The following is a 6,715-nucleotide window of genomic DNA, read 5'->3' as shown; positions in this document are numbered from 1 at the left end:
AGGTAATTAAGCCTCACATTGTACGTTTCACTCCATCCCTCTAACGGACTAGTTATCCTTTCCTAGCAGGGTGTTCACGACTTTTCTGCACCAATAAGCTATATAACTATAAAAGGATCTTAACTTTTACCTCAACAGCCTTTTAAAAAAACTTGTTCCAAAATACACAATTGTCTTGGAACAAGTTTTTTCTGCATTTAGAAGTATCTTGTCTTTACCCAGCAACGCTACATCAGACTATTCTCCGAGCAGTTCAGATGGAACAACTCGTGTTTTATCTCCTATAGGTTCATCATTTGGTGCAGCAGTAGGAGTATTAGGCAACCTAGAAGGCTGTTCCATTATTGGCCGCTCATTAAGTAAGCGATTATAATCAACTACAATTTTCTCATCCAGTCTGCCTACAGGAGAGTTGAAATCAAATAATTGATCCAAAACTCGATCTGGATCATCACTATTTTCCAACGTAATCAAGAGACCTTCTGGGATGCATTGGCCTGACTTATCAGATACACAAATAACATTGTAGTTATTCAGTTTACCTGTTGATACATATTTCAGTTGTTTCGCATCTGATAGTGATTGAAATCTTTGTGTAACTACATCACATCGCCGTGCAGGGTTCCACTGAGAACCAAAATAATCGCTTTTCCAAACAATAATTTTGATAGGTCCTCGATGAGTATGGGCGATAGTCAAGAACTTTTGACCTTCTGGAGCGCATTCATAACGAACATGTTTTGCTCTCTTACTCTGAGTAGCTGTTGCTTCATCAGCATTACTTATTCCGGGGTTGGCTAGGCTCTGTAAACTCACATTAGAGCCAGACAGGACAACGATGATGGCCAAAAATAGTTGAGTCAAAGAAGATTTTTTGGGCATTGCTTTCATGATTTCACGACTAACTTAAGACTGTTTAGACTCGGGGAACACAGGAATTACAGGCAGCTATCCGATTTCGACGACTTGATCCTAAGAAAAGTGACTAAGATTACAAATCGTAAGTTTCTGGTTTATTCCACGCAAAGTGGGCCTGGACAGACTTGTTTTACTCGCTTCGATGGTTTAGCAGGAGAAGGTGGTGAATTGGAAACAGGAGGATTATACACAGGAGGTGGATTCTGAGAGCCTCTAGAAGATGGTTGAGGACTAGGACGTGGAGTATAAACAGGTGGATCCTGACTAACTTGGGGAACGGGAGGTGAGGTCACAATAGGAGGCGGAGACTCATTTCGTTTGATGTCTTCCTCCGCAGCCTGGATAATTTTATCCGCCTTTTGCTTCCAGAATTGGGGTTGCTTAACTTGCTCAGCCTTCGCAATAGCAGTTGCAGAACGCCCTTCATCCAGGGCAACTTGGGCTTCTTTTACCAATTTTTCATTGGCTTTTTGGGTTTCTTGCCATTGTTTTGCCAGCTTGGTAGCTTCCTCACTGACAGCACTGGATCGAGGAATGGAACTCATTAACCTCAACGCTTCTTGTAACTGCCCTTTCTCTGCATAGATCTTCTTCGCTTGGTTCAACAGCTGTGTGGACCAAGCATTAATTTTTTGCTGGGCTTGATCATGATGAGCACTATGACTGGGCACCTTAACCACATTCTTCAGGGCCTCGGCATAGTTTCCTTGATCTGCTTGTGCTTGGGCTGCCCCCAAATAGCATTGGGCCAAAGGTTCACGAATCGAGGATTCTGGGATATCTGGATCAGAGACTGCTGTTTCCCCCAGGCGAATACAATCGGCAAATTTTTTCTGAGTCAATAGCGATTCGAGTTGTGTTAACACCTTTGATGTCGCTGATGGCCGCCATAGCCAAAACGCGCTTGCCCCTAACCCTGCGAGTAGCAATAGTAGGCCTGTAGCCACCCACTTGAGAGAGCTGAAAGGCCGCTGAAAGGCCCATCCTTTTTGTCTAACCTCAGTTGGAGCACTCGATGACGCATGCAATACAGAAAGCGTCTCACCCGTCGACTTTGACTCAGAACGTTGACGGACGGTTTGCAGCTCAGATTGAGGCGATGGTGCTGGAGGCGGTTCTGATACTTGACTCGCAGAACCCACAACGGGTGAGCTGCGAGACTGGACACTCGTGCGAGGGTTAAGTGCTGGCTCTCCTTTAACTGCCTTACCTCTTTGAGCCGGAGAGGATGTTGAGGTCTCAGGGATAAGCTGTTGATTCCTCTGAACCGAAACCACTGTAGGTGCGTCAGATGCCTCTATCTCTGTTTGGGAGAGACTGTGCGCGGGTCGGTGTTGAGCATTAATCGGTTGAGGTGTTTGGGAAATAGAAGTAGGCACACTGTCAGGGTTAGTCTGGGAATGCTGACTGGGCAAAGCATGGGCATTGGATACTGGCAGGGGAGACACTGAAGGCATGGCAGGCACAGCCGCAGAGGTAGGAGCAGAAGGGCCAAAATATTGGTCTAAGTCTGCTAAAATTGCTGCCACTTGCGCATAGCGATGTCTAGGATCACGCCGCACCATTTTTGAGAGCAATTGATCTAGTGCTGGATGCACAGACACCAACGGTTGCCAACAAATTTCATCAAAGCCGTCTCGCTCAAAATTGCGAGGATGGGTTGCTGTCAATCCCTGCAAACAGGTCATGCCTAAGGCATAAATATCACTGGCAAGCTGAGGTTTACCTCGCAGTTGCTCATCAGGCATATAGCCTTGAGTGCCAATGGAGACTGTTGTCTCAGCCAACTGGCTTTGGTCGATCTCAATTTCTTTAACCGCACCAAAGTCTAAAAGAACAATTCTCCCATCCACTTGACGACGCATTAAATTCGCCGGTTTGATATCCCGATGTATCACTCCCAAACTATGCACAAACTCTAAGGTATTTAAGCAATCCCGTAATAACTCAATCCCTTGCAATTCTGACAATTGTTTTTTTTGTTGAAATTCTTCTTTCAGTGAAATACCTTCAATGAGTTCTTGAACAAGAAAAAACTCATTGTTTTCTTCAAAATAGGCATAGAGTTGAGGGATTTGTGGGTGTTTGCCCAGCTTTTGCAGCGTAATGGCTTCTTGATTAAATAATCGTCTAGAAATCCCTAAGGTATTCTCTTGTCCGACCGTGAGTTGTTTAACGACGCAGTGAGGGGCTCCAGGCAAAAGCACATCTTCTGCCAAAAAGGTTTTTCCAAACCCTCCTTGCGCCATAGCATTAATGATGCGATATCGAGATGCAAGTACCTTACCCAACATATGTATTTATATAAGACTGCTATCTTAAATATTTGGGTAATTATTGTACTGCAAATTATTTGATCGCCGAAAAATAGAGAGAATTCTTTTATGATTTAATTCTAATTTTGTCTCCCTTCGAGAGAAAGCCGCCACTAGAATATCACCAAAAAAAAGATCTTCTAGAAGGCATTAGATATTTATTTTTTGAGATTAATCTCAAAAAAACTGACAAAATTAGCCATATACACAGAGGATTAGCCTCGCTCTTGCAGATGATTCGTCCAAGCTTAAAAAGCTTTATACAATACTCTTGCGCTTTTGTAGCGGTAGAATCAATGCACAAAAAATTGCAGACAACCCACCCAATATCCCCCAAGTCTCAGCAAGATTGACCGCAAAGGCTCGACCATAATTGTCATTAAATTGGTTGATAATCCCTTCTCCTTCACCAATCGCACCTTCTCGCTCTTCTTTCCATTGACTGTAGGCAGTTTGCCAAGTATTGATATCTTTTTTGTACTGATCAACCTGGTTTTTATAGTCGTCTAACTCCTCTGGATTGCTGGGGAATGTCCCAGGTTCAGTCGGCTTTTTTGGCTCTGGTAGATCGACCGCCTTGTTAAACTTAGCCTTAATCCCTGGAAACTCACATTGTGTAAATAATTTGGGTCCCAGACAAGAACATTTTGCTTTTTCTGCTTCAGTGAGTTGATCCCGATCACGCTCTGCTAAAGCAAAGCAACTATCCGTGGCGATACTCTTGCCCACCTCAGTAATGGTCACCATTGACTCAAACGCCCAGCGGCTAAACGTAACATGACTCATCATCTGTCCTGGCCAGGGTAGTGCCTGAATGGGCAATAATCCACTTCCTAAGGTGATCTGAGGGATAAGAACCAAAATAATAAGCAGGGGCGCAACATTTTGATTGGGGGCAATGGCGGATACTAGTAATCCCATCACCATGCCGCCAATCGTAGCCAGTAAAAGGGTGATGTAGATGCCTAGAAGAACAGGAGCCCCACCAGGGAATGCAACGACTAAAACCTTGAATAACGTAAATACTGCAGCTTGATAAAGACTGACTAAGACACCCGTCAATACTTTGGAGAGGATATAGGGCCAAAGCTGCAAGCAAACCATCCGCTCACGGCGATAAATATCATTTTCCTTGACAATCTCGCGCATGGACGACAGACTCCCCACCATAATGGCAATAATGACTGCCACAAACAGCATCATCAAGGTTTGCTGAGGATCACCTGTCTCTGAATCGAATACGTTTCTAGGCCAAATAAAAAAATCTAAGATACCTAAAATAGGTGCGATCGCTAACATCAAAAATAAGCTAGCCTTATCTTGCTTAAGAATATCGAGATTCCTAGCCGTCAGTAATAACAACTGTTTCCAAGAAGGCACCCGTTGGACCTGGCTGCCGGGTTGAGGGTGTTGGCGTGATGGTTGCTGAGCTTGACTAGACAGCTGCTGGAGATGGCTTTGTCGTTTGACGACATAGGTTTGATAATACTTGGACTGTAGATAGAGCTGTTGCCATTCATCTGGCGATCGCTCTCGTTCAACTTTGCGGTAAATTTGGTTGAAGTTGTCTACCCCAAAGTATTGAGGAGCATCTTGTGGCGGTCCGAAATAGGCGACTCGCCCCCCTGCAGCCAGAAAGACAACCATATCGCAGAGGGTGACATTTTCCGTTGCATGTGTAATCAATAAGATCGTTCTGCCTTGATTTGCGAGCTTTCGTAGCAAGCGCATGATCTCGCTTTCGGTACCGGGGTCCAACCCTGAGGTTGCTTCATCTAGAAAGAACAAACTGGGTTTAGTCAGTAATTCAACCCCCATCGAGACCCGTTTCAGCTGGCCACCACTCAGATTTTCAACCGGCACGTTTTGGCGCTGCCCCAATTCCAAATCATCTAAGACCTCCTGAACACGCGTTTGATATTCCTGCGCAGTTGTATCTGCAGGCATTCGCAGCTTGGCCGCGTAGGTCAGAGATTGATGAACGGTTAAGGCTTTATGCGTAATATCTTTCTGGGGAACATATCCAATTTCAGTCCGATACGCATTAAAATTTTTGTACAAATCCGTACCATTCACGAGTACCTTGCCGCTGGAAGCAGGCCGCAATCCATTTAATGCATCCAGTAATGTAGATTTTCCACCTCCACTTACACCAGCAACGACCACAAATTCACGCGACAAAATTGAGAGCGAAATATTGTTGAGTAACGTGACGGGTTGCTTGCCGACAACCTTCTTTAAGGCAACAGCATCTAGGCGAAGATTACCTTCTTCATTAATGCCAACTAAGCTATTGTCAATATTGAGAACTAAACGACAGGAGCCAATCCGAATCTCATCTCCTACACGGAGTCTATGCATTTTGGTCAAGGCTCGACCATTCACAAACGTCCCATTCGCAGAAGCTAAATCTTGAAGATAAAAGGCTCCATCTTTTTGCTCGATTTGGGCATGAAAACGAGACACCGTCGGATGATTGATGACAGCTCCATTTTGAAGATCTCTACCAATCGTTAAATGCTGATACCCCTCTAAATCCAGTTCTAGCGAATTTTCAACGCCTGGCAAGAAGTAGGTTGAATCATCTGAAACCTCAGTTGATTCATAGGCATGTTCAATAAATTGGAGATGAAAGCTACCAATAGTGATGGAGTCCTGATCTTGTAGTTTATAAGGACGATGAGGAGTGAGTTCTTGCTCATTCACCAAAGTTCCGCTTTTACTTCCCAAATCAATTAAGGCGTAACCGCCTGCTTGCCAAGTAATTTGGCTATGATGGCGAGAAATTTTTGAATCTTCACTCAGAACCAAGTCATTTTCTAGTTTTCGGCCAATTTTAACTAGGTCTTGGTTAAATAAAAACTGTTGATAAAAACCAGCGTCATTGGAAATATCTAGTCTTGCAGGCTCTCTGGACATGGATAAATTTGAATCACTCTCAAACGTCTAAGACTCGAACCACAAGCATAACTGACCTTTACTCGAAGAAGTAGACTCTCTGGGAATTAGCGTGGTAGCTGCTAGATATAGTGTTTAGGTCAAGGCCAAAGTCTGATATCCATGGAGGTTAAGAGAAATCCTTTGAAAAATCTGGTCCAGTGGTCGATAGTGATTAGAAAACGATCAAAATCCTTGTTGAGCGGGATGCGAATTGAGTTATCCATTGTGCGGTTGTTCACCGCAATATCAGGAACTGTTGACTGCCCCCCAACCGAGCAACGCAGTTTAGGCAAGGTACAAGCGATGTGCTTAATCACCGCTAAAGCCCACCTTGGATACGGCTATATTTTCCTTGAGGCATTGGCTTCTGCAAGATCTGCCCTTCAATATACAGAATAGCGTTAGGTTGAAAACTGGACCTGCCCTGCTTTCACCGTCAATACTTGCGCAGAGTCTAGCCATTTAGCATCAAAAGCACCTAAATGGGTGGTCGTAATCAGGGTTTGAAAGCGAGTCTGAATCGCATCTAAAAGCTGGTTTTG

Annotated in this window: 3 protein-coding genes and 2 pseudogenes; all 5 read right to left on the bottom strand. The window is 44.2% G+C overall.

Annotation, left to right across the window (positions count from 1 at the left end; all coding sequences use genetic code 11):
• Positions 1-237: 237 nt before the first annotated feature.
• The gene (locus Q0986_RS20380; RefSeq protein WP_299414994.1) at positions 238-891 is read right to left on the bottom strand and encodes a COP23 domain-containing protein; all 654 of its coding nucleotides are present in this window, start codon (positions 889-891) and stop codon (positions 238-240) included.
• Between the two features lie 122 nt (positions 892-1,013).
• Positions 1,014-3,212 carry a protein kinase gene (locus tag Q0986_RS20375; protein WP_299414991.1) on the bottom strand — a complete coding sequence of 733 codons (2,199 nt, stop codon included), beginning with the start codon at positions 3,210-3,212 and terminating at the stop codon, positions 1,014-1,016.
• A gap of 279 nt (positions 3,213-3,491) precedes the next feature.
• Positions 3,492-6,152, bottom strand: coding sequence for an FHA domain-containing protein (locus tag Q0986_RS20370; protein WP_299414989.1), 2,661 nt, complete (start codon positions 6,150-6,152; stop codon positions 3,492-3,494).
• A gap of 257 nt (positions 6,153-6,409) precedes the next feature.
• Positions 6,410-6,564 (bottom strand): annotated as a pseudogene (locus tag Q0986_RS23085) (Uma2 family endonuclease); the annotation flags it as partial.
• 10 nt (positions 6,565-6,574) lie between these two features.
• Positions 6,575-6,715, bottom strand: a pseudogene (locus Q0986_RS20365) (DNA replication and repair protein RecF); the annotation flags it as partial.

Source organism: Acaryochloris sp. IP29b_bin.148 (assembly GCF_028285565.1).
Classification (GTDB): domain Bacteria; phylum Cyanobacteriota; class Cyanobacteriia; order Thermosynechococcales; family Thermosynechococcaceae; genus Acaryochloris.
This window is presented reverse-complemented; position numbering and strand designations above follow the sequence as displayed.